Source organism: Robbsia betulipollinis (genome assembly GCF_026624755.1).
GTDB lineage: Bacteria > Pseudomonadota > Gammaproteobacteria > Burkholderiales > Burkholderiaceae > Robbsia > Robbsia betulipollinis.
Genome location: NZ_JAPMXC010000010.1, coordinates 255582 through 277978 on the forward strand (window position 1 = coordinate 255582; position 22397 = coordinate 277978).

A 22397-nucleotide genomic window follows, 5' to 3' on the forward strand; every position below is an offset into this window, starting at 1 on the left:
AAACCGGTGTATAAGGCGGTGCATAAGATCGCCCGCAGAGGATGGAAAAATGGACGGACATGCGGTGGAGCGGCAATCTGCATGGCGTCTCGGCGTATTCCGGGCTGGCTTGACGCAGCCTGTTAACAAGTCTGTGTATAACTCGGTAAAAGGCGGGAATCGCGATGAGCGTCATGACGATCGATCACTGGACGCGGGTGTGCCGCGTCGACGACATCCCCGCGCTGGGTAGCCGGGTGGTGGTGCGCGAAAGCGGCAATCTCGCGCTGTTTCGCACGCAGGACGACGCCGTGTTCGCGCTGCTCGACCGCTGCCCGCACAAGGGCGGCCCGCTCTCGCAGGGCATCGTGCATGGCGAGACCGTGACCTGTCCGCTGCACGGCTGGCAGATCGCGCTCGACACCGGCACGGCGCGCGCGCCCGACGAGGGGTGCGCCCGGCGCTTTCCGGTGCGGGTGGAGGGCGGCGACGTCTATCTCGACCTGTCATGACCGCGCCGCTCGCGCTGGTCACGGAGATCGCGCCGACGGTCGCGCCGACTGCCGAGGTCGCCTCGACCTGCTGCTATTGCGGCGTCGGCTGCGGCGTGCTGATCGAGACCGATGGCCGGCGCATCGTCGGCGTGCGGGGCGACCCGGATCATCCGGCGAACCAGGGCCGGCTGTGCAGCAAGGGTCTGGCGCTGGCCGATTCGGCGCGCAGCGCGCGCGGCCGCCTGCTCCATCCTGAAATGCGTCGCGCGCGCGCGCTGCCGCGCGAGCAAGTGGCGTGGGATGCCGCGCTCGACGAGGTCGCGGACCGGTTCGCGGCGATCGTCGCCGAGCACGGTCCCGATGCCGTGGCGTTCTACGTTTCCGGCCAGTTGTTGACGGAGGACTACTATCTTTTCAACAAGCTGGCGAAGGGGCTGATCGGCACCAACAACATCGATACGAATTCGCGGCTGTGCATGTCGACCGCGGTGGCGGCCTACAAGCTGGCCTTCGGTGCCGATGGCCCGCCCGGCTGCTACGAGGATCTCGATCACGCGCGCACCGTGCTGTTCGCCGGCAGCAACGCGGCCTGGGCGCATCCGGTGCTGTTTCGCCGGCTGGAAGCGGCGCGCGCGGCGCATCCGGGGACCCGCTGGATCGTCGTCGACCCTCGCGTCACCGACACCGCCGCGATGGCCGACCTGCATCTGCGCATCCAGCCCGGAACCGATGTCGCGCTGTTCAACGGCATGCTTCATCATCTCATCTGGGAGCAGCACGTCGATCCGGCCTTCATCGCCGCGCACACGCAGGGCTTCGACGCATTGAAGCAGCGCGTGCGCGACTACACGCCGCGCTTCGCCGCGGAGATCTGCGGCATCGCCGAACAGGACCTGCTGACCGCGGCGCAATGGTTCGGCGAGAGCCCCGCCTCGCTGTCGCTGTACTGCATGGGCCTGAATCAGTCGAGCCACGGCACCGACAAGAACCTGGCGCTGATCAATCTGCATCTGGCCAGTGGCCAGATCGGCCGCCCGGGCGCGGGGCCGTTCTCGCTGACCGGTCAGCCGAACGCGATGGGCGGGCGCGAGGTGGGCGGCATGGCGACGATGCTCGCCGCGCACCGCGAGATCGGCAATGCCGACGACCGGGCGGAGCTGGCGCGGCTCTGGGGCATCGATCGGGTATCCGACAAACCGGGTCTGCCGGCCGTGGCGATGTTCGACGCGATCGCCGACGGCCGGATCAAGGCGGTATGGATCGCCTGCACGAATCCCGCGCATTCGATGCCGGATATCGGCCGCGTGCACGAGGCGCTGGAAACCGCCGAGTTCGTCGTGGTTCAGGACGCTTTCGCCGGCATCGACACCGCCGCCTACGCGGACGTGCTTTTGCCCGCCGCGAGCTGGGGCGAGAAATCGGGCACGGTGACGAATTCGGAACGGCGCATCTCGCGCGTGCGGCGCGCGGTCGACGCGCCGGGCGAGGCGCGCGCCGACTGGCGGATCGTGCGCGACGTGGCGCGGCGCATCGAGGCGCGGCTGGCGCGCGGGCGTGGCGTGGAGAAGGCGGGCCGCTCGGCGAACGGGGACGGCGGGATCGGCGGTACCGACGCGGTATCTTTCGCATCGCGGCTGTTCGCGCACGACGGCGTGGAGGCGGTTTTCGACGAGCACCGGCTGCTCACCGAAGGGCGCGACCTGGATATCGGCGGGCTCAGCTACGCGACGCTCGAACGCGACGGCCCGCAGCAGTGGCCTTATCCGGCGCATGCCGCGGCGGGACAGGCACGCCGCTATACCGATGGCGTGTTCGCGACGCCCGACGGGCGGGCGCGGTTCCACGCGGTGGACTATCTGCCGGTGGCCGAGCCCATCACCGCCCGTTTTCCGTTCCAGTTGACGACGGGCCGGGTGCGCGACCAATGGCACGGCATGAGTCGTACCGGGCGCGTGCCCGGCCTCGCGACGCATGCGCCGGAACCCACGCTGACGATGCACCCCGGCGACGCGCTGCGGCGTGGTTTCGCCGACGGCGAACTGCTGCGCATCGCCAGCCGCCGCGGCGCGCTGGTGTTGCCGCTGGCGACGTCCGCCGACGTCTCGCCGGGCAGCGTCTTCGCGGCGATGCACTGGAACGGGCAGATGCTCAACTCGGGCGGCATCAACGAGACGACCATCGGCGCCGTCGATCCGCGTGCGTTCCAGCCGGAACTCAAGCATGCCGCGGTGCGCATCGAACGCGCGCTGCTGGGCTGGGCGGTGTCGCTGGCGCGGGTCATCGGCGACCTGGATCACCTGCTGGACCTTCAGGCGGGATTGGCGCCGTTGCTCCGGGAGTGCGGCTACGCGGCGGTGAGCGTGCATCGGGTGATGGCGGCAGCGCCCGCCGGTGCGGCGGTGGCGGGCGCCGCGAGCCAGACCGGCCAGGCGGATGCTGCCGGGGCGGGAGGCGCCCACCCCGGCGCGCAGCGAGAGCGCGACGACGGCCCCTGGGTGTTGGCCCTGCGCGCCGCCGCCGATACGCCGCGGGACGACTGGCTTGAGCGCGTCGCCGTGCTGCTGTCGCTACTGCCGGGGCCGGATGCGCTCGATTATCGCGATCCGCGGCGCGGCACGCTGAAACGGGCCGTCTGGGCCGGCGCGCGGCTCGATGGATTCATCTTCGCGGGCGAGGCGGCCAGCATCGCGCTGGGCGAACGCCTGCGCGGGCAATTGATCGACGGCGCGCCCTGGCAGGGCTCGCGGCTCGCGGCCTTCGCGCCCACGGGCGCGCAGCCGGACACGCCGCGCGACCGGGTGGTGTGCAGTTGCCGGAACGTGCGTGAATCGGTGATTCGTCGGGCGGTGGCGAACGGCGCGGACGTGCCCACGTTGAAGCACACCTTGGGCTGCGGTACGGTATGCGGCTCCTGCGTGCCGGAGTTGACGCGGCTGTGCGCGGCGCGCGTGCCGGCCTGAACCCTGAGTCGGCCGCGAATGGCAGGGCAAAGCGGCGAAATCCGTCAGGATCGATGATAATCGTCCGATAACATCCCAAAATTCCTGGCGTTCAGGCGCCTTTGCCCAAAGGAAGCAGATCCATGACGAAGCAACAGCTTTTGAATGTACGTGCCCGCCGGTCCGTCGTCGGTGTGATCGCGGGTGCCTGCCTGGCCGTCGCATGCGGGCAGGCGCTGGCCGAACCGGCCGCCGCCGCGGCTTTCGAGAGGCCGTCGGCGAAAAGCCCGCACCGGCAGTCGCCGCAGTTCGTCCTGTCGGTTCCCGGCAGCCCCGACGGCGCGACGTTTCCGCCGCAGCGCGAGGCCAACGGCGGCTCCTGCCACAGCGACAACGTTTCGCCGCCGCTTGCCTGGACGGGCGTGCCCGCCGGCACGCGCAGCTTCGCCGTCGTGATGTCGGACCCGGACGGGCGTAGCGGATTGGGCGTCGTGCACTGGATTCACTACGGTCTGCCGGGCGACCTCACGCAACTCGCCGAAGGCGCGGGCACGGCGGCCGACCTGCCGGGCCGGGGCGGACGCAACAGCGGCGACACGCTGGACTATCACGGCCCCTGCCCGCCGCTGGGCGAAGTCGCGCATCACTACGTGATCCAGGTCTTCGCGCTCGATTTGTCGCCCGAAGCGCTGCCCCTGGCGATGAAGCGCGAAGCGCTGTTCGCCGCGATGGACGGCCATGTGCTGGCCGCAACCAGCGTGGTGCAGCGTTACGGGCGTTGAGGGAGCGGGCCCGGGGCCGCATGAATCTCATGCGGCCCCGGCCGGTCGGCCGGGAGGCCGTTGCTGCACGGCCCCTCAGTTGCCGCCCAGCGCCGGATAATCCGTATAGCCCTTCGCGCCCGGCGTATAGAACGTGTCCGGATCCGGCTTGTTCAGCGCCGCATGCTCGGCGAAGCGCTCCGGCAGGTCCGGATTCGCGATGAAGAGCACGCCGAACGCGAACGCGTCGGCCTCGCCCGCGTCCAGCGTCGCCTGCGCGGTCTCCGGCGTGAACTTCTCGTTGGCGATGTAGACGCCACCGAAGGCCGCCTTCAATTGCGGTCCGATACGGTTCTCGCCCAGGCTTTCGCGCGCGGCGATGAAGGCGATCTTGCGCTTGCCGAGTTCCCTGGCGACATAGGTGAACGTCGCCAGCGGATCGGCATCGTGCATCGTGTGCATGTCGCCGCGCGGCGAGAGATGCATGCCGACCCGCCCCGCGCCCCAGACGCCGATCACGGCATCGGTGACTTCGAGCAGCAGGCGCGCGCGGTTCTCGATCGTGCCGCCGTACTGGTCGGTGCGCTTGTTGGTGCCGTCCTGCAGAAACTGGTCGAGCAGATAGCCGTTCGCGCCATGCACTTCGACGCCGTCGAAACCGGCCTTCTTCGCGTTCTCGGCGCCCTTGCGGTAGGCCTCGACGATGCCGGCGAGTTCGGCGGTTTCGAGCGCACGGGGCGTCTTGAACGGGGTGATCGGACGCAGGAGGCTGACGTGCCCTTCGGCGGCGATCGCGCTCGGCGCGACCGGCAGCTGGCCGTCCAGGAAGCTCGGGTCCGAAATGCGGCCGACGTGCCAGAGTTGCAGCGCGATGCGCCCGCCCTGCGCGTGCACCGCGTCGGTGATCTGCTTCCAGCCCGCCACCTGCTCGTCGCTCCAGATGCCCGGGGTGTCGGCATAGCCGACGCCCTGCGGGGAGACGCTGGTGGCCTCGGTCAGGATGAGTCCGGCGGACGCGCGCTGCGCGTAGTACTGCGCCATGAGCGCGTTCGGCACGCGCGCGCCGCCGTTGGCGCGCGAACGCGTCAGCGGCGCCATGATGATGCGGTTCGGCAGGTTCAGGTCGCCGACCTGGAGGGGATCGAAAAGCGTAGGCATCGTAGAGGTCCTTGAAGAAGGGTTGAATCGCGCACGGGGTTACGGCGCGAGGGGGGAGGCCGCTTGCGGCAGGGCGCGGCGCGCCAGCCGCAGGGACTGCAGGGTCGTGCACAACGCGATCACGGCGAGCAGCGCGGCGGCGGGCGTCACCGCGCGCAAGCCGAGGTGGTGATCGATCACCGATCCTCCCACCCAGGCGCCCAGCGCGTTGCCCAGATTGAAGGCGCCGATGTTCAGCGTCGAGATCAGATTCGGCGCATTGCTGCCGAAGGTCATGACATTGATCTGCAGGGCGGGCACCGCGGCGAAGGTGACGATCGCCCAGAGCAGCAGCGTGAGTTCCGCGGGAAGCCATGCGCGGCTGCTCCAGAACAGGGCGAGCGCGGTCAACGCCATGCCGATGAAGGCCCCGATCAGCGTGTTGCCGAGATGGCGGTCGGCGCTGCGCCCGCCGATGAAATTGCCCAGCGTCAGCCCGACGCCGATCAGGAACAACGTCCAGGTTACGCCATGCGGCGCGAGACCGGTGATCTGTTCGAGGATCGGCGCGATGTAGGTGAAAAGCGCGAACATCGCGGCGGAGAAGAACATCGTCGTCAGCAAGGCCATCGCGACGCCCCAGTTCTTCAGCGCGCGCAACTCGGCGAGCAACTGCGGCGGGCTTTCGTCGTGACCGGCGGGCATCACGCGGGCGAGCCCGACGAAAGCCAGCACGCCGATCACGGCGACCGCCCAGAAGGGCGTGCGCCAGCCGGCCGCCTGGCCCAGCGCGGTGCCCAGCGGCACGCCGAGCACGTTCGCCAGCGTGAGGCCGGTGAACATCAGGGCCACCGCCGAGGCCTTGCGGTTCGGCGGCACCAGACCGGCCGCGGCGACCGAGCCGATGCCGAAGAAGGCGCCATGGCACAGCGCGGTGACGATGCGCGCGACCATCAGGAAACCGTAGTTTGCGGCAAGCGCGCACAGGATGTTGCCGGCGATGAAGATCGCCATCAATACCAGCAGGGCGGTCTTGCGGCGCAGGCGCGCGGTGGCCGCCGCCATGAGCGGCGCACCGATCGCCACGCCCAGCGCGTAGCCGCTGATCAGCCAGCCCGCGGCGGGAATCGAGATGTCCAGATTGCGCGCGACGTCGGGCAGCAGGCCCATGATGACGAATTCGGTCGTGCCGATCGCGAAGGCGCTGAGCGCGAGAACCAGTAGGGCCAGGGGCATGAGGTGCGGAGTTAGAGGTCGGTATCGATGTGCCGCTTGAAACGGGCGATCGTCGCGTCGTCGCGCTTGAAGAACACCCACTGTCCGATCCGCTTCGACGTCACCAGCCCGGCGCGTTGCAGCGTGGCCAGATGCACCGAGACGGTCGACTGCGACAGCCCGGTGCGCGCGTCGATAAGGCCGGCGCAGACGCCGACTTCGAGCGGCAGATGGTCCTGCATCGAAAAATACGCGGCCGGGGTTTTCAGCCAGTCGAGAATCTGGCGTCGTACGGGGTGACTCAATGCCTTGTGGATGGCGTCGACGTCCATGCCTGTTTCCAGGAAAAAAGAGATATCGCGAAGGGGCGCGCCGCGACGCACGTATCGCCATTTCTCGAATTACGTATCGTCATTCTACGATATGCGGTTCGCCCTGGTGGTAGAGGGGTCAAACCGAAGGGTCAAACCGAAAGGCGATCGTCAGCAAACCGTCATCGGCGCGTCTTGGCCGTCGCTTAATGTTACGCGGCCTTCCCGGAAAACCGCCTCCGGCACCCGCCGGAACAAGAGGATGTATGCCGCGCCCCCCCTTTGCCCTCCATGCCGTGATTCCCGTAATGTCGATTGCGCTGCTGTGCGCGATGCAAGCCGCCTGCGGCGGTGGATCGTCGGCCGCGCTTACCGCGCAGGATGCGGTGTCGACCGCGACGCCGATCAAGCACGTGGTCGTGATCTTTGGCGAGAACATTGCGTTCGACCATTATTTCGGGACCTATCCGAATGCGACGAACCCGACGGGCGAGCCGGCATTCACCGCGCTGGCGGGTACGCCGAGCCTGAACAATCTGACGACCGCGTTGCTCACCGCGAACCCGAACAGCACGAATACCCTCAACGGCACCGGCGCGGCGAATCCCTTCCGTCTGGACCGGTCGCAGGCTCTCACGGCGTCGCAGAACCATAACTACACGCCGGAGCAGAACGCGTTCGACGGCCTGAAGATGGATCTTTTCCCGCTGTACACGGGGCGCACGTCGGCGTCGGGCGGCGCCGGCCCGTTCTATACCACCGGCCTGGTGATGGGCTATTACGACGGCAATACCGTCACCGCGATGTGGAACTACGCGCAGCATTTCGCCCTGAACGACAACTCCTTCGACACGCAGTTCGGACCCTCGACGCCGGGCGCGCTGAACCTGATTTCCGGGCAGACCAACGGTGCGGTGGCGGCGGTGGGAACGGCCACCGCCAACGCGCTGATCGCCGACGGTCAGGGTGCCTACACGATGATCGGCGATACCGATCCTGCCGGCGACGTGTGTTCGTCGACCACGGCGAACGCGTCGATGAGCGGACGCAACATCGGCGACCTGCTGAACGCGGCGCATGTCAGCTGGGGCTGGTTCGAGGGCGGTTTCGATCTGACGGCGACGAACGCCAACGGCACGACCGGCTGCGCGCGCAGTTCGTATTCGGCGGTGGTGGGCGGCTACAAGGCGGACTACGTGCCGCATCATCAGCCGTTCCAGTACTACGCGTCCACGGCAAACCCGAAGCACGTGCGGCCGACCTCGACCGCGCTCATCGGCAACAGCGCCGACGCGGCCAACCACGGGTACGACATCAACGATTTCTACGCGGCGATCAACGCGGGCAATTTTCCGTCGGTCAGCTTTCTGAAGGCGCCGGCGTATCAGGATGCGCACGCGGGCAATTCCGATCCGCTCGACGAACAGACCTTCGTGACGACGGTGGTGAATTTCCTGCAGAAGCAGCGGGACTGGAAGGACACGGTGGTGATCCTGGCCTATGACGACTCGGACGGCTGGTACGATCATGCGAACCATCTCGTCAATCCGTCGTTCTCGACATCCGATACCCTCAGCGGCACGTCGGCCTGCGGCAGCGGCACGCCGCTGGCGGGTCTGACCGGCAAGCCCGTGAACGGCCGATGCGGGTATGGCCCGCGCCTGCCGCTGCTGGCGATTTCGCCCTACGCGAAGGCGAATTACGTCGACCATACCCTGACCGATCAGACCTCGGTGCTGCGTTTCATCGAGGACAACTGGCTCTCCGGCGCGCGCATCGGGCAAGGGTCGTTCGACGCGATCGCCGGCACGATCGACAATATGTTCGATTTCTCGGGCGGCGGCCAGACACCGAAGCTGTTCCTCGACACGGGCACCGGCCTGGCGACGACGACCGCAACCGTGGCGACAACGGCCACCTCCACCACGACGACCGAGACGACGAGCGGTGAGTGAGATGCGCTGGCTGGCCGCTCTGCTGGCACTGCTCTCGCTGAGCGCGTGCGAAAAGGTCGCGCCGGCATCCGGTGCGTCCTCGGCCGCGACGCCGGTCGTCGCGCCCCTTTCCGCCTCCGCGCCGGTGCCGCTCGCCACGCCCGTCACGGCGGCCGTTCCCGGCGCCCCAGGCCGCGGCGCGCCGTACCATGCCGCGCCGCTGGCCGGCCGCCCCGTGACGTTGAGCGCGGCGGCGGAACTCGGCAGGCGGATGTTTTTCGACGCGTCCCTGTCGGCTTCGGGACGCATGGCCTGCGCGTCCTGCCACAGTCCCGAGCATGCGTACGGGCCGCCGAATGGCCTGGCCGTGCAGCTGGGCGGCACGCGCCTGCGCGACCAGGGCACGCGGGCGGTGCCGTCGCTGCGCTATCTGGAACACAATCCCAATTTCACGATCGGGCCGAACAGTTCGGTGCCGGATACCGATGCGGCGCTCGCGCCGCCCCCGCCGCCGGCCGGCGACGTGAAGGTGGCCTCGGTGGCGAAAGGCGGCAACGCCACGGGCGCGCAGGCGGCGCAGCAGGCTGCTGCGGCGGCGAACGTGCCGCAGGGCGGCCTCGACCGGGACGGCCGCGCCGACTCCTTCCAGGATCAGGCCGACGGCCCGTTTCTGGACCCGCACGAGATGGCGAACGTCAGCGACGCGGCGGTGCTCGAGCGCCTGCGCCGCACGCCGTATGCGGAGGACTTTCGCAAGCTGTTCGGCCCAGCGGTGTTCGACAACGCGCCGCTGGCGATGAGCGAGGCGCTGTTCGCGCTGGCGCGCTACCAGTTCGAGGACCCGAGCTTTCATCCGTACGACAGCAAATACGATTACTACCTCGCGGGAGACGCGACGCTGACGCTCCAGGAAGCGCGCGGTCTGCAATTGTTCGAGGATCCGAAGAAGGGCAACTGTTCGTCCTGCCATATCGACAAGCCGTCGGTCGACGGCATGTTTCCGCCGGTGTTCACCGATTTCCAGTTCGAGGCGTTCGGCGCGCCGCGCAATATGACGCTGCTGGCGAACCGCGATCCGCATTATTACGATCTGGGCCTGTGCGGACCGATGCGCCGGGACCTGCGCGGGGCAAGCGCGTATTGCGGTCTGTTCAAGACCCCGACGTTGCGCAATGTCGCCACGCGGCAGGTGTTTTTCCACAATGGCGTGTTTCACACGCTCGACGACGTGATGCACTTCTATGTGGAGCGCGAGACCGATCCGGCCCGCTGGTATCCGCGCCGTCGCGACGGCACGATCGACGTCTACAACGATCTGCCGGCGCGCTACAGGAAGAACGTCGATACCGCGGATGCGCCGTTCGATCGCAAGGCCGGCGACGCCCCGGCGTTGAACGCCGCGGAGATCCGCGACGTGATCGCCTTTCTCGGCACGTTGAGCGATGGGTATCGACCGGAGCGGCCGGTGGCCGCCGCACGCCGCCAACCGGGCTGACGGGGCTAACCGGGCCGATGAGGGCGAGCGAAACCCCCGAAGAACTGCGCCATATTGTCCTGTAGTGATGCGATATGGTAGCCGCCTTCCTGGACGATCAGCGTCGGCACGCCGAATGCCGCGACGGTTTCGCCCAGGCGGCGAAAGCCCTCGCGGGTCACCGCGACCCGCGTCTGCGGGTCTTTCTCGAAAACATCGAAGCCGAGCGCGAACACCAGCGCGGCGGGTGCGAAGCGTTCGATGGCGGCCACCGCCTGGTCGATTCTTTCGAAGAAGACGGCTTCGCTCGCGCCGTGCGGCATCGGCAGATTGAGATTGCAGCCTGTGCCCGGGCCGTGGCCGGTTTCATCGTCGAAGCCGGCCACGACCGGATAGAAGTTGACCGGGCTGCCGTGCACCGACGCGTAGAAGACATCGTCGCGATCGTAGAAAATTTCCTGGATGCCCTGGCCGTGATGCATGTCGGCGTCGAACACCGCGACGCGTCCGAAACGTTCGCGCAATACCTGGGCGGCGATCGCGGCATTGTTCAGATAGCAGAAGCCGCCCGCGGCCGCCCGGCGCGCGTGATGGCCGGGCGGCCGGCACAGCGCATAGGCGGACGGCACGCCGTCGAGCAGCGCCTGCGCGCCCGCGATCGCGTCCTGCGCCGCCCAGTAGGCGGCGCGCCAGGTCAGCGCGCCGATCGGGCAGCTGCCGTCGGCGAGGTAGTACGCGGCTTTTCCGAGGATGCTGCGCAAGCCATTGGGGTCGCGCACGAAGACGTTGGACATGACTTCGTCGCCGAAATCCTCCGGGACGGCCTTCCACGCCGCGTGCGCGGTTTCGAGAAACTGGAGATAACCGGCGTCATGGACCGCCGCGAGCGCCCGCAAGCCGCTGTCGCCGGGCTGCCGGACGTCGAAGCCGAGCGCGTGCGCGCCGGCCACCAGTTGCACCGCCCGCTCCGGCACTTCCTGCGGGGAACGCATCTGTCCTCGGGACAGATAGCTGCGGGGATGATGGAGCAGTTGGTCGGGGTGGAAGAAGGTCAGCATGTCGGAGGCCTTTGTTCACTGCGCGAGGGCGTGCGGGGGAGCACGTGAACACAGTGTAGCCTGCCGAAATTCAGTCCCGCATCAGGCGTACGCGCACCGTCTTGCCCTTGATCGTGCCGGCGTTCAGGCGCCGCGCGGCCTCCTTCGCGATGCTGCGCTCGACGGCGACATAGGTGGAGAAGTCGGTGATGTTGATCTTGCCGATCTGCGCGGCGGTGTAGCCCGCCGCGCCGGTCAGCGCGCCCTGGACGTCGCCGGGACGGATCTTCTCCTTGCGCCCGCCGAGGATCTGCAGCGTCGCCATCGGCGGCAACAGGCGGCCGCTGCCGGTGGGCGCGAGCTGGTCGAGCGGCTCCCAGCGGATCTCGTTGCCGAGCGCCTGTTCGACCGAGGCGACCCGGCCCATCTCGTCGAGGCTCGCGAGCGTGACCGCGGTGCCTGCATGATCGGCGCGACCGGTGCGACCGACCCGGTGAATATGCACTTCGGGGTCCGGCGTGACGTCGACATTGATGACGAGCGCGAGTTGGTCGATGTCGAGACCGCGCGCGGCGACGTCGGTGGCGACGAGCACCGAGCAACTCCGGTTCGCGAACTGGATCAGCACCTGGTCGCGTTCGCGCTGTTCGAGTTCGCCATGCAGCGCCTGTGCCTCGAAACCCTGGCCGCGCAGGAATTCGACGAGTTCGCCGCAGCGCCGCCGCGTGTTGCAGAAGGCGAGCGCGCTCACCGGCCGGAAGTGGTCCAGCACCTGCGCGACGGCGGGCAGGCGCGCGGCCTTGTCGATCTCGTAGAACACCTGCCGGATCTTGCTGGGTGCGTGCTGCGCCTCGACGGTGATCTGCTGCGGCTTGCGCAGGAACTGCTGGCTCAGCTTGCCGATGCCCTCGGGGTAGGTGGCCGAGAAGAGCAGCGTCTGCCGCTCCTTCGGGCAGCGCTGGGCGATCGCGGCGATGTCGTCGTAGAAGCCCATGTCGAGCATGCGGTCCGCTTCGTCGAGCACCAGGGTGCGCAGCGTGTCCAGTTGCAGGCTGCCGCGATCGAGGTGGTCGATGATGCGCCCGGGCGTGCCGACGACGATATGCGCGCCGTGTTCGAGGCTGGCGATCTGCGGGCGCATCGAGGCGCCGCCGCACAGCGTCAGGATCTTGATGTTCTCCTCCGCGCGGGCCAGCCGGCGGATCTCCTGCGCCACCTGGTCGGCGAGTTCGCGCGTGGGGCACAGCACCATCGCCTGCAGGTCGAAGCGGCGCGGTTCGAGGCGCGTGAGCAGGGCGAGCGCGAACGCGGCGGTCTTGCCACTGCCGGTCTTGGCCTGCGCGATGAGGTCATGGCCGGCAAGCGCGACCGGCAGGCTGGCGGCCTGGATCGGCGTCATGCTCCGGTAGCCCAGTTGCGCGAGATTGGCGAGCATCGCCGGCGACAGCGGCAATTGTTCGAAGGCGGCGGCGGCGGCGTCGGGCGCGGCGGGAGGAGTCTGGGATTCGGTCATCCCCGATTATAGCGGGCGGCGTGCGGCGCATCGCGATCGCGCCGCCGAATACGCGCGATATCGTCGAAATACCCGTACAAGACCGCAGCCTGCGGTTATTCCGCTTATTTCGCCACCGAGGCGATCTGCCGCAGCCGGCGCGCGAGCGCGCGCGACACCACCGGTGCGCGCCGCGCCGCGCCGCTCGCCGCGGCCTCGCTTTCCCGCAGGAACACCACGGTTTCCCGGGCGACGATCTCGCGCTCGTTGTCGACCGTGATCATATGGTAGGAATCGTCGAGAAAGATCGCGCGCTGGAATACCGAGCCGATGCGCGCCAGCACCAGGCGCGCGTTTTTCGGGCTGGCGGTTTCGTCGTCGATCGCATGGATCAGCAGACAGTCGCTGCGGATGACCGGCAGGCGTTTCCTGACATGAACGGCGAGACGGCTGGCCTCGTGGATCGCCGGCAGGGACAAGGTAGCCGGTCCGATTTCGCTGAAGTCGGTATTTTCCATCGAGCGCGCCACCTTGGCGCGCAGCGCCGCGTTCCTGAGTCCGAACGGCGCGGTTTCCCGGTAGCGCCAGCGCCGCCGCCATGGCGAATAATAGAGCCAGCTCAGCACAAAACGGTACCAGGGAATCGCCCAGCCGTCGTAGTCGAGCGTGGTCGACAACAAGGCGAGCGCCTGCGCCGAGGGCCGGCGCTGCGCGACCGCCAGCGCCAGCGTCGCGCCCATCGACAGGCCGCAGACCGACACGAACCGGTACTGCCGCGCGAGGGCGTCGAATTCCGCGACCGCGGCGTCGATCCAGCCTTCCATCGCCGGCCGGGCCGGGTCGAGGCTGTAGCCGTCGATCATCGGGGCGCTGACGGTGAAGCCTTCGCGATGCAGCGCCCGCGCGAGAAAGCGCATTTCGAGCGGCGAACTCGACAGGCCGTGCAGCAGCAGCACGGCGTGGGCGTCGCCGGCGTGGAAGATCGCGCCGTCCGTGCTCATGCCGGCACCTGCGCGCGAGAAAAGCGGTGCACCGGCATCACGCCTCCAGTCTCAAAATGAAGAAGTCGCCGGCGGGCGTCGTGAAGCGTTCGCAGAGTGCGTCCGTCAGCCGATAGTCGCCGGCGGCGGTGAGCAGCCTGACGCGATGCGCGCCGGGCGTCAGCACGGTCAGCACGCGTTCGATGTCCGCCGGGTGCACGGCGTCGAAGCGGTCGCCGGCTTGCAGACCGTTGCCCAGCGAGCGGGTGGCCGGCCGCGTGCCGGGCACGACCTCTGGCGCGATGGCGGGTACCGCGGCGGGATCGTTCGCCAGCGGCGTCGGGTTCACCGCCCGGATGAACACCAGCTGGTCGCGGCGGTGCGTCAGTTCACGCAACAGGCGGTGCGTTTCGTCGGCGTGGCGGCGCGCCAGCAGCCGCTCGTTGTCGGATCGCAGCAGGATCTCGTAGCGGCACTGCGCCACCGAGGCGACCAGCTCGCTGCGATATTGCGCACGCCGCAGCCGTTCGATCAGCACGATCACCACGATCGTGATGAGGGGATAGGTGACGAGCAAGGTCACGTCGCTGCGGTCGAAATACGTGAGATCGCCGTAGGGCGGCACGAAGAGATAGTCGGCGATGACCAGACCGACCGTCATGACCGTGAGCGCGGGGGCGAGTCCGAAGAAATATTCGATCAGCGCGGCGGCGATGCAGAAGGCGAAACCGGGCGACGCCGGTCCCAATACCGGGTGCAGGGAGCCGCGCACGGCGCTGGCGAGCAGCAGGGACAGCGCCGCGAACAGCCAGGCGCGCGGACCCGTGGGTGCCCAGCGTCGGGCGTTTTGAACTTTCATCGAAGGCGGGCGACGCGTCGCGCAGGGGCGCCGTGGGAATCATTGGGATAAGGCGGATTCTACGATACGGCCATTCCGGCTTTTGTAATCGTTTGTGCCTGTGCCGCGCGCGCCACGCCGCCGCCGCGGTCCGAGCGGTTTCCGCTGCCCGGCGCGCGCCCGATCTTTCAGCGGTGGGACAGGAACTCGGCGACGACCCGCTGCACCTCGCCCAGCGAGACCGGTTTGACAAGGTAGGTGTCGAACCCCGCTTCGAGCGCCTCCTGTACGTCGTGAGGCTGCCCGAAAATGGTCAGCGCGACGGTCACCAGTTTCCTGTCCGAAGGCAGGGACTTCAGTGTCGTGCCCAACGGATGGCCGCGCATTTCCGACATGCCGGGGTCGGCGATCAGCAGGTCGTATGCCTTGCCGTCCCGCAACTGTCGCGCCGCTTCGGCCGCTGGCGCGACGGTGACGATGGCGCCATCCGTTTCCAGCAGCGCTCCCAGGGCCTCGATGGATTCGGGCATGTCGTCCACCAGCAGGATGTGCCATCCGTGCAACGATGGCACCATCGGCCGCGAGGGATCGGGGTCCTGCTGCTGGCGGTCCTGCAGCGGAATCCAGACGCTGAATTTCGTGCCCTGGCCGATCCCCGCGGAACGGGCTTCCACGCGGCCGCCATGCGCGCTGGCCAGCTCCTTCACCAGTGCCAGTCCGATGCCCAGCCCGCCCATGCTTTGCGGGCGACCGTTCGCCTGTTTGAACAGATCGAAGACGAGCGGCAGAAAGGCCGGATCGATGCCGTCGCCGGAATCCGCCACGTCCAGTCGCGCGCACGATCCCTCGACCGTGGCGTGAAGGCGGATCCGGCCATCCACCGGCGTGAATTTCAGGGCGTTGCTCACCAGGTTCCAGATGATCTGCTCGATGCGGACCCCGTCGGCGAAAACCGGCAGCGAGGGGGCGCTGCTGTCGAAGGTCATCGTGATCCGCTTCGCCGCGGCGGCCTCCCCGGCGGCCTTGACGATCGACTGAATGCACGGGACGATGTCGAATGGCGCGCGATTGAGCGCCAGCTTGCCGGTGTTGACGCGCGAGAGGTCGAGCAGGTCTTCGATGATTTTCGCCTGACTCTTGACGGCCTTGCTGATGGTGCCGAGCGCGCGCTCCATCAGGCCATAGCCCTGTACGCCGGGCAGCCGGCTCGCCAGTTCGGCGTTGACGCTGATCAGGTTCAGCGGGTGCTTGAGTTCGTGCGACATGATCGCCAGGAACTCGTCCTTGAGGTGATTGGCCTGCTGGCTGGCCTGCCGCACCTCTTTTTCGCGCACCAGCCGCTTCGCGCGATAGTGGGCGAGGCGCTGTTGCTGGGTCATGTTGCGCGCGATCTTCGCGAAGCCTTCGAACGTACCGGCCTCGGTATAGAGCGGCACCGTGATGCCGCTGCAGAAAACCGGGGTGCCGTCCTTGTCGACATACCAGCGCTCGTCCTCGACGCGGCCCTGCGTCAGGGCATTATGCATTTCGGCTTCGAAGGTGCCTTCTTCCCGGCTTTCGGTTCTGAAAATCCGCGAGCCGTGCGCACCCATCGCCTCCGCTTCGGTATAGCCGAAAATCTTCTCCGCGCCCAGATTCCAGGTGACCAGCGTGCCGTGCGGGTCGAGCATCACGATCGCGTAGTCTTTCAGGCTCTGGGCGACACGCTGCATCCGCGTTTCGGTGGCGCGCGCGCGCGCTTCCGCATCGCGCAGGCGGGTGACGTCGACGAACGTCAGCACGGCGCCCTGCACTTCGTCCGCCCCGGTGCGGTAGGGCGAGATGCGGGCGATGTAGAAGCGCTTGTTGATGCTCTCGATCTCGCGCTCCACCACGCGGTTCGATCGCAGCGTCTCGTGCAGGTCCTCGACGAGCGTTTCCCATTGCAGGTCGTGGGTGATGTCGCGCAGGGGCCGTTCGATATCCGAGGTGATCAGCCTGAAGAGATTCAGCGCGCGCGGCGTGAAGCGCTTGATGCGCAACTCGCAGTCGACGAAGATGGTGGGAATGTCCGAGGACGCGATCAGGTTCTGCAGGTCCTCGTTGGCCTTGGCCGATTCGTCCACCTTGGTCTTGAGTTCCGCGTTGACCGTGATCAGCTCTTCGTTGATGGACTGCAATTCCTCCTTGCTGGTTTCCAGTTCCTCGCTGGCCGAGCGCAGTTCCTCGTTGACCGACTGGAATTCCTCGTTGGAGGCCTTCAGCTCCTGACTGGAGAAATCCGCGTCGTCGATGGTTTCCTGGAGCTGCTGCTTGAGATTGCGCACCTCTTCCTCGAGCTGCGCAATGACCACGCTGTGGCCCGCGCCGGTTTCCATGCCGGTGTCGATGGTGCTGCCGACGGCGTCGAACAGCACCAGGATGTATTTCCGGTCCTCGATCGAAACGGGCTTGGCGGTGATGTTGACATTGACGACGCCGTCCCTGAGCGAGAAGCCGCGACGGCGCGCGTCCACGCTCGTGCCGGACTTCACCGCCTGATAGAGCGCGGTGCGCAGATCGAGCCGCAGGTCCGGGTGCACCAGGGTCAGCAGATTCAGGGTGGGGACGCCGCTCACATAGCGAAGGAACTGATCGACGCGGTCCGTGATGTGAACGATGTTGTAGGCGGCGTCGATCAGCACGCTCGGGGGCGCATACTGGCTCAACAGCAACTGGTGCGCGTCGCCGAAAGGAATGGCGTCACGGTGGGGATAGGGACTCACAGACTCCTTGTATGGGCGCTTCCCCCCGTCATCGGCGAGTGCCTTGCTCGACAGATAGGTACGGGGCCGCGAGACCACGTTTGCTCGATAGATGCGGTTCTTCTTGTCGATCACGCTGAACAGCGTCCCGGCCATGTCCGCGGATTCGGAACTGCCGAGAAACAGGAATCCGCCGGGTTTCAGCGCGAAATGGAAGGTTTCGAGAACGGCCTGCTGCGCTTCGCGTTCGAGATAGATGAGAAGGTTGCGGCAGCACACCAGATCGAGGCGCGAAAACGGCGGGTCCCGCAGGATGTTGTGCGGCGAGAACAGCACCTTGTTGCGGATGATTTTCTTGATGCGATAGCCATTGTTTTCCCTGGAAAAAAAATGGCGCAGCCAGGCCGGCGGAATATCGACGGCGATCGACTCCGGATACAGGCCACCGCGGGCGAAAGCCAGCGCCGGCTCGTCGATGTCGGTGGCGAAGATCTGGATGTTGTCGCGTTGCTGCGGCGACGCGATGTGATCGCACAGCAGCACGGCGAGCGAGTAGGCCTCTTCGCCCGTGGCACATCCGGCGACCCAGGCGCGCAGGGGCTGCTCGGCGCGATCGGGCGAGGCGAGATGATCGATGACCGCGCGCTCCAGCGCTTCGAACGCCAGGCGGTCGCGGAAGAAGTTGGTCACGGAAATCAGCAGATCCTTGAGCAGGCCGGCCGTTTCTTCGGGATAGGCGCTCAGGAAATCGAGATAGGCGGGCGTGTCGCGCAGACCGTTGACCTGCAGCCGGCGCTCGATCCGGCGCAAGATCGTCGCGCGCTTGTAATGCGTGAAATCGTGGCCCGTGCGCGCGTAGAGCTTTGCCATCACGCCGCGCAGCGCGTGTTCCGACTCCTCGGGCGAGACGCCTTCCACTTTTTTCCCGACACCGGGCTTCAACCACAGACCTGGCAGCGCGATCGCCTGCGCGTTTTGCCAGAGCGCCACCAGTTTCGCGGGCATGTCCGCCACCGGCATGACGAAGTCGATCAGACCGGTGGCGATCGCGCAGCTCGGCATGCTGTCATATTCGGCGTCGTCGGGCGTCTGGGCGAAGGCCAGGCCGCCGCATTCCTTGATGCGCTGGATGCCCACCGAGCCGTCGGCCCCGTTGCCGGAGAGGATGACGCTGATTGCCTGCTCGCCGTGCGCCAGCGCCAGCGTGCGGAAAAAGATGTCGATCGACGTGCGCGGCCCTTTCATGATCTCGCCGGCGCGCAGCTCCAGCTTGCCGTCGTTCATCAGCAGCGTGTACGCGGGCGGAATCACGTAAACGTGGTTGACCTCGATCGCCGTTTCTTCCGTCACCTGCCGCGTGGGCAGTTTCGTCACGCGCCGCAGGATTTCCGCGATGCTGCTCTCGTGCGCCGGCGACAGGTGCAGCACGAGCACGAATGCCATCCCCGGGGAATCGGGCATGTTTTCGAAAAACCGGACGAGCGCCGGAATGCCTCCCGACGAGGCACCGATGCCCACGACCGCGAAGTCCAGCACGCTACGCTTGATATAGGTGTCATCCTCTGGCGACGACGGATTGCCGTTGTCTTCATCTACCATGGGTCATTCGCGGGCGGCGTGCAATCGGTGGAAACGGGGGCATGGCGGGAACAGGCTGGTAACTGCTCAATAATGGCACCGGAATTGCACGAGAGCCAGCCATTTGCATGCCGATAGGCCAACATTCGACGAATATGCGCGCCGCGGGCGGGGGCGACGCGCTATTTTCGGCGCCGTCGCACGCCGTCGCACGCCGTCGCATGCCGCCGGGCCGCCGCGCGCTCAGCCGCGGTTGAAACGCGCCAGGAAGGCCCGGGTGGCCGGTTCGACGGGCGCGTCGATGACCTGCGCCGCCGGGCCGGCCTCCACGACGACGCCATCGCGCATGAAAACCACCTGGTCGGCCACTTCACGGGCGAACGCGACCTCGTGCGTCACCAGCACCATCGTCATGCCTTCGTCCGCCAGCGTCTTCATCACCGCCAGCACTTCGCCGACGAGTTCCGGATCGAGCGCGGAGGTGGCCTCGTCGAACAGCATCACCTCCGGGCGCAGCGCGAGCGCCCGGGCGATGGCGACGCGCTGCTTCTGGCCGCCGGAAAGGCGGTCCGGATGGCGCTCGGCCAGCGCCGCCAGACCGACGCGATCGAGCAGGGCGAGGGCGGTCGTGCGCGCGGTGGCCGGGTCGAGCTTGCGCACCGTCACCATGCCTTCCATCACGTTGCCGAGCGCCGTCATGTGCGGAAACAGATTGAAATGCTGGAAGACCATGCCGGTACCGGCGCGATAGGCGGCGAGCTCGCGCGGGCGCGGCAGGGCCGGCGCGCCCGCGCCGAAGGCCAGGGTGCGCGCGCCCACCCGGATGCTGCCGCCATCGGGTACCGTCAGCAGGTTGATGCAGCGCAGCAGCGTCGATTTGCCGGAGCCCGAGGGGCCGATCAGGGCGACCACGCCGCCCTGGTCCACGCGCAGCGAGATGTCCTTCAGGACGACGTTGTCGCCGAAGCGCTTGCTCAATCGCTGGATCTCGATCATCGGCGGTGCGATCAGTGGCGGCGGTGTCATGGGCGACGGTATCGGGGGGACGGCCATGTCAACCATGGTCCTGGCGGGCAAGCCGGCTCTCGAGGCGTTTGGACGCGAGCGTCGCCGGGAACAGCACGAGGAAATAGCACAGCGCGACGATCGTGTAGATTTCCAGCGGCCGGTAGGAGTCGTGGGCGGCGGACTGGCCCTGGTACAGCAGGTCCGGCACGGCGAGCACCGACAGCAGCGACGTGTTCTTCAACTGCATGATCGACTGGCTCATCAACGGCGGCACCATCCGTTTGAACGCCTGGGGGAGAATCACGCGGCGCATCACCTGCGCGGCCGTCATGCCCATCGCCATGCCCGCCTCGGTCTGCCCGGGGTCGATCGAATTGACGCCGGCCCGGACGATTTCCGAATAGAACGCGCCGCCGTACAGGGACAGCGCCAGCACCGACGCGGTCACCGGCGTCATCTCGATATGCATCAGTACCGGCAAGGCATAATAGAACCATATCAACTGCACCAGCAGCGGCGTACAGCGAAACACCTCGACGTAGGCGCGCAGCGGTCCCGAAATCAGGCCGGACGACGACAGACGGCCGATGCCCACCACGCAGCCGATCAGCAAACCGAGCGCGATGCAGACGGCGGTGTAGAGCACGGTGTAGAAAAGACCGCTGGCGAGCAGCGAGCGGTAGACCCAGATGGCGCCAAAATCCCAGTGATACACAGCAGCTCCAGAAGGGCAGTGTTGGCCGATGATTCCCGGCGGGGCGCGGATGTCGGTGTCGGATGCCGCCATGCGGGCCCGCGTCGGCGCGGCACGCCCTTCGACACGCACCCAGGCGCGATTGTAAGATAAACGTTTTTTTGCCGGACGTTACGTTGCCCGAGGATTCGATGACCGCCCCCGGAACGCTGGGCATCCTGATGCTCGATACCCGTTTTCCCCGGCCGCCGGGCGACGCGGGCAATCCCGCGAGCTACCGCTATCCCGTACGGCGGCGCGGCGTCGCCGACGCCACGCCCGCGCGCGTCGTCCACGACCGGGCCGCCGGTCTGGTCGATGGCTTCGTCGAGGCGGCCGTGGCGCTGGAGCGGGCCGGCTGCCGCGCGTTGATCACCAGTTGCGGTTTCATGGTGCTGCATCAGTCCCGGCTGGCGGCGGCGGTGCGCATACCGGTCGCCGCGTCGGCCTTGCTGCTGCTGCCTTTGCTGCAGGCGAGTTTCGGGCCGCGGGCGCGCATCGGCGTGCTGACCGCTTCCGCCGCTGCGCTGGGCGCCGCGCATCTGGCCGCGGCCGGCGCCCGGTCCGACACGCCGGTGGCGGGCGTGCGCGCCGACGGCGAATTCGCCCGCGTCATTCTCGGCGACGCCGCCACCGGGGACTTCGCGCGCATTGGCGAGGAGATCGTCGATGCTGCCGTTCGCCTGGCGCAGGCCACGCCGGGGCTCGCCGCGATCGTCCTCGAATGCACGAACATGCCGCCGTACCGCGATGCGATCCGGGTCCGTTGCGGCGTGCCGGTCTTCGACCTGATCGATCTCGCCGATCTGCTGATGCGCTGACGCGCGGCCTGCCGGAGGGCGCATGACACCCTCTAGAACGTCACTTCCTTCGGAAAGGCCGCCGGGTCGATACGGGCAAGTGCCTGCATATTGTTCAGAATGGTCTTGCGCACGTCGCCCGCGGCCCGCGTCTTCGTCAGCCACGCATTGATCTGATCCAGCAGCGCGGGGTCGGTTTCCTTTTGCACGCCGATCGCCGTCGGCGCGAAGCTGGGTGGCGTGGGCACGATGAGATGCCCGAGCGACGGTGCCTTCGACAGTACCGTGGCCGCGAGCAGAACGACCAGGACCTGCGCATCGACCTGACCGGTCTGCAGCGCGAGCGTGGCATCGCCCGACGTATCGAAGCGCCGCAGCGCCGCCTGTTTGAGGTTTTGCGTGGCGAAGGTGTCCTGGTTCGATCCGATGTCGACCGACAGCTTCACGCCCGGCCGGTCGACCTCGGCCCAGGTCTTCGGCGCGAAACCCGGCCGCGCCACCAGCGTGAAGGTATTCTGGAACAGCGGTTTGCTGAAGCCGACCATTTTTTCACGTTGCGGGGTGGGCGCGAGACCGAACATGCAGTCGATCTTGTTCGCCTGCAGATCGAGTACCGAATTGCCCCAGGTGGTCTCGACCACCTGCAGGCGCACGCCGAGAAACGCGGCCAGGGAATTCGCGAAATCGACGCAGAACCCCTGCCACTGGCCGGTCGCCACGGATTTCGTGTAGTACGGTGCGGCGCCCGCGACGAAACCGGTACGCAACACGCCGGTGCGCTTGATGCGCGCGAGCGCGGATTCGCCGGCTTGCGCGAAGGCGAGCGAGGGCAGGGCGCAGCCGAGGCCCACTACCGCGGCGGCGGTGACGAATTCCCTGCGTGTCCAGCGCTTTGACATCGTTCGTTTCTCCGGTTGGCGGACGACGTGCGCGGGGGTGCGCGTCCGCCGTCATTGTAAGTGCT

At 67.5% G+C, this 22397-nt stretch carries 17 protein-coding genes; 6 read left to right on the forward strand and 11 right to left on the reverse strand.

The window, feature by feature from the left end; translation table 11 throughout:
* The first annotated feature begins 164 nt into the window (after window positions 1–164).
* The 3 genes from nirD to OVY01_RS18955 all read left to right on the forward strand — a co-directional run bounded on the left by nirD (window position 165) and on the right by OVY01_RS18955 (window position 4194).
* Window positions 165–491, forward strand: a complete 327-nt coding sequence (gene nirD, locus OVY01_RS18945; RefSeq protein WP_432422281.1) for a nitrite reductase small subunit NirD — start codon at window positions 165–167, stop codon at window positions 489–491.
* Complete coding sequence (locus OVY01_RS18950) at window positions 488–3433, forward strand: nitrate reductase (protein ID WP_267849130.1); 2946 nt, start codon at window positions 488–490, stop codon at window positions 3431–3433. The genes nirD and OVY01_RS18950 overlap by 4 nt, the downstream gene beginning before the upstream one ends.
* Window positions 3434–3555: 122 nt before the next feature.
* Entirely contained in the window at window positions 3556–4194 is a 639-nt protein-coding gene (locus OVY01_RS18955) for a YbhB/YbcL family Raf kinase inhibitor-like protein (protein WP_267849131.1), read from the forward strand.
* 75 nt (window positions 4195–4269) lie between these two features.
* Here the strand turns inward: OVY01_RS18955 and OVY01_RS18960 are convergent, their stop codons facing one another.
* The 3 genes from OVY01_RS18960 to OVY01_RS18970 are packed head-to-tail and all read right to left on the reverse strand — an operon-like array spanning window position 4270 to window position 6857.
* Complete coding sequence (locus OVY01_RS18960) at window positions 4270–5331, reverse strand: alkene reductase (protein ID WP_267849132.1); 1062 nt, start codon at window positions 5329–5331, stop codon at window positions 4270–4272.
* A 39-nt stretch (window positions 5332–5370) separates the two neighbouring features.
* Window positions 5371–6546 (reverse strand): MFS transporter, encoded by a 1176-nt coding sequence (locus tag OVY01_RS18965; protein ID WP_267849133.1) that lies wholly within the window; start codon window positions 6544–6546, stop codon window positions 5371–5373.
* A gap of 11 nt (window positions 6547–6557) precedes the next feature.
* The gene (locus OVY01_RS18970; protein WP_267849134.1) at window positions 6558–6857 is read right to left on the reverse strand and encodes an ArsR/SmtB family transcription factor; all 300 of its coding nucleotides are present in this window, start codon (window positions 6855–6857) and stop codon (window positions 6558–6560) included.
* 287 nt (window positions 6858–7144) lie between these two features.
* On the opposite strand from OVY01_RS18970, the gene OVY01_RS18975 reads away from it, so the two are divergent.
* Together OVY01_RS18975 and OVY01_RS18980 are read left to right on the forward strand one after the other, a co-directional pair.
* Window positions 7145–8791, forward strand: a complete 1647-nt coding sequence (locus OVY01_RS18975; RefSeq protein ID WP_267849135.1) for a phospholipase C — start codon at window positions 7145–7147, stop codon at window positions 8789–8791.
* 1 nt (window position 8792) lies between these two features.
* Complete coding sequence (locus OVY01_RS18980; RefSeq protein WP_267849534.1) at window positions 8793–10265, forward strand: cytochrome-c peroxidase; 1473 nt, start codon at window positions 8793–8795, stop codon at window positions 10263–10265.
* Window positions 10266–10270: 5 nt separating this feature from the next.
* On the opposite strand, the gene OVY01_RS18985 is transcribed toward OVY01_RS18980, so the two are convergent.
* From OVY01_RS18985 to OVY01_RS19015, 7 genes are all read right to left on the reverse strand, one after another.
* Window positions 10271–11302 carry a histone deacetylase family protein gene (locus OVY01_RS18985; RefSeq protein WP_267849136.1) on the reverse strand — a complete coding sequence of 344 codons (1032 nt, stop codon included), beginning with the start codon at window positions 11300–11302 and terminating at the stop codon, window positions 10271–10273.
* Window positions 11303–11372: 70 nt separating this feature from the next.
* Entirely contained in the window at window positions 11373–12794 is a 1422-nt protein-coding gene (dbpA, locus tag OVY01_RS18990; RefSeq protein WP_267849137.1) for an ATP-dependent RNA helicase DbpA, read from the reverse strand.
* Between the two features lie 104 nt (window positions 12795–12898).
* The gene (locus OVY01_RS18995; RefSeq protein ID WP_267849138.1) at window positions 12899–13774 is read right to left on the reverse strand and encodes an alpha/beta hydrolase; all 876 of its coding nucleotides are present in this window, start codon (window positions 13772–13774) and stop codon (window positions 12899–12901) included.
* A gap of 37 nt (window positions 13775–13811) precedes the next feature.
* Complete coding sequence (locus OVY01_RS19000; protein WP_267849139.1) at window positions 13812–14612, reverse strand: DUF4118 domain-containing protein; 801 nt, start codon at window positions 14610–14612, stop codon at window positions 13812–13814.
* Window positions 14613–14779: 167 nt separating this feature from the next.
* Complete coding sequence (locus OVY01_RS19005; protein ID WP_267849140.1) at window positions 14780–18913, reverse strand: CheR family methyltransferase; 4134 nt, start codon at window positions 18911–18913, stop codon at window positions 14780–14782.
* A gap of 222 nt (window positions 18914–19135) precedes the next feature.
* Window positions 19136–19888, reverse strand: coding sequence for an amino acid ABC transporter ATP-binding protein (locus tag OVY01_RS19010; protein WP_267849535.1), 753 nt, complete (start codon window positions 19886–19888; stop codon window positions 19136–19138).
* Window positions 19889–19946: 58 nt separating this feature from the next.
* Window positions 19947–20615 (reverse strand): amino acid ABC transporter permease, encoded by a 669-nt coding sequence (locus OVY01_RS19015; RefSeq protein WP_267849141.1) that lies wholly within the window; start codon window positions 20613–20615, stop codon window positions 19947–19949.
* A 170-nt stretch (window positions 20616–20785) separates the two neighbouring features.
* Here OVY01_RS19015 and OVY01_RS19020 point away from each other — a divergent pair, with 170 nt between their 5' ends.
* The gene (locus OVY01_RS19020; protein ID WP_267849142.1) at window positions 20786–21454 is read left to right on the forward strand and encodes an aspartate/glutamate racemase family protein; all 669 of its coding nucleotides are present in this window, start codon (window positions 20786–20788) and stop codon (window positions 21452–21454) included.
* 32 nt (window positions 21455–21486) lie between these two features.
* On the opposite strand, the gene OVY01_RS19025 is transcribed toward OVY01_RS19020, so the two are convergent.
* Window positions 21487–22332: a transporter substrate-binding domain-containing protein gene (locus OVY01_RS19025; protein WP_267849143.1), complete on the reverse strand. Its 846-nt coding sequence runs from the start codon at window positions 22330–22332 to the stop codon at window positions 21487–21489.
* Window positions 22333–22397 lie beyond the last annotated feature (65 nt).